We start from the raw sequence: 1,420 nt of genomic DNA on the forward strand, positions 1-1,420 counted from the left end.
ACCTCGTTCAGTTTGCTGTAGCTGAGCGCCACGAACACACTATGGCTGTTCGGCGGATAGTCCCGGGTCAATGTCTCGAATGGCACGACAGGAAGGCCCGCCAGCTGGTCCTGGGTCAGGTATGCACTGTCCACGGTAAAGGCGGCGACGTCGTAAGAGGAATCGCGTGTAAAATAGTAGTGGGCGAGTTCAGCGATATCGCCTGCTCCGAATATGACGATGGGCCGCTTCATGACTTCCTGACCAGGATGGTGAATTCATAGAGACCATAATCGTGCAGCAATGCCACGCGCTGCGCGTATTTTTTCTTGCAGATGTCGAAAAGCTGCCTTGGATCGGCATAGAAAAGATCGGCTCTTTTCTTGTCCGGGTCCGAATAGGAGGTAAGGCAATTGAAGGCGAAGCCGCGCCGGCTGGTGGCATTGAGGACATCCAGCGTCGACTCCAGATAAGCCGCCCATTCATCGTCCGGACGTGTGAGCTTGACGTTGAAGATACCGCTGGCAAAGCCGAAATCGGCAATCTGCGCCGGGACTGATCCGACGGCAAACTGCGCTTGCGAATGATCACCAAAAAGTGTGGCTGCTGCTTCGATCATCTCTGCAGCCACGTCGCAGCCATAGTATCGTACGCCGGGAAAGCGATCGGCGAGGAACGGCAGCAAGGCACCGTAGCCACACCCCAGGTCGTTGACCGTGAAGTCGCCCGGCAGGTCGATCAACGATGCCAATTGCCTGAAGCGAAGGATCTGGCCTTCTTCCGTATTCCAATCCACACCCTTGGGGCTGGGGCCGTGCGCCTGCACTTTGTCGCCATAGTAGCGGGCGACCTCAAGCAACATTGCTCCGCTTTTGTCCGTTGCAGGGGTGCCAATAGACGTCATGGGCATAACCATCAGTGGGTTTTCGCTCACAGAATCGTGTTTCCAAGTCTAAATGGGCGGTTCCGCGAATGATACCGGAATTGAATTTTGTTTCCCCCTTGACAAGGCAGCCGCTGACAGAGGCGCCGGACGGCTCCGCTTTGCTGGGCGGGCCAGATGAGCGCTATCCCCTGATCGACGGCATTCCGCAACTGCTCATCCGCTCCGGTCAGGCGCAGGCCTCTTCCGAGAGCCAGGCCTATTACCGCGAGCGGGCAAGCGAATATGATCGCGGCATCGAGGCGCTATTTGCCACCCTGCTGGCGGACGAGGAGCAAACGCGCAGGGACATGTTTGCCCATCTCGAGCTTCGGCCGGACAGCAGAGTGCTCGAGATCGGTTGTGGGACCTGCCGCGACACCATCCATCTGCTCGATATGCCCATTGACGTATTTGCCGGCGACCTCTCACTCGAGATGCTGCTGACGGGCCAGGATCGCCTGCGCCGCGCCAAGAAGGACACTTCACGCCTGCAGTTGTTCTGCGCCGACGTGATGC

3 protein-coding genes are annotated in these 1,420 nt (G+C 58.0%); 1 reads left to right on the plus strand and 2 read right to left on the minus strand.

All coding sequences use genetic code 11. The annotated features are described in order from the left end of the window. Both AC1DX0_RS35855 and AC1DX0_RS35860 read right to left on the minus strand, forming a co-directional pair. On the minus strand, positions 1-233 hold a 233-nt coding region (locus tag AC1DX0_RS35855; protein WP_477359225.1), incomplete at its 3' end, for a nucleoside-diphosphate sugar epimerase/dehydratase. Further along, entirely contained in the window at positions 230-883 is a 654-nt protein-coding gene (locus AC1DX0_RS35860; protein WP_477219616.1) for a class I SAM-dependent methyltransferase, read from the minus strand. The genes AC1DX0_RS35860 and AC1DX0_RS35855, both read right to left, overlap by 4 nt. A 14-nt stretch (positions 884-897) precedes the next feature. On the opposite strand from AC1DX0_RS35860, the gene AC1DX0_RS35865 reads away from it, so the two are divergent. Beyond that, the coding region (locus AC1DX0_RS35865; protein ID WP_477359228.1) for a class I SAM-dependent methyltransferase at positions 898-1,420 on the plus strand (523 nt) is incomplete at its 3' end.

It is taken from the genome of Mesorhizobium sp. P3_A9, assembly GCF_056402975.1.

Bases quoted from the DNA above. Each gene is read 5' to 3' on its own strand.
- AC1DX0_RS35860 (WP_477219616.1), bottom strand. From the start codon at position 883: ATGACGTCTATTGGCACCCCTGCAACGGACAAAAGCGGAGCAATGTTG.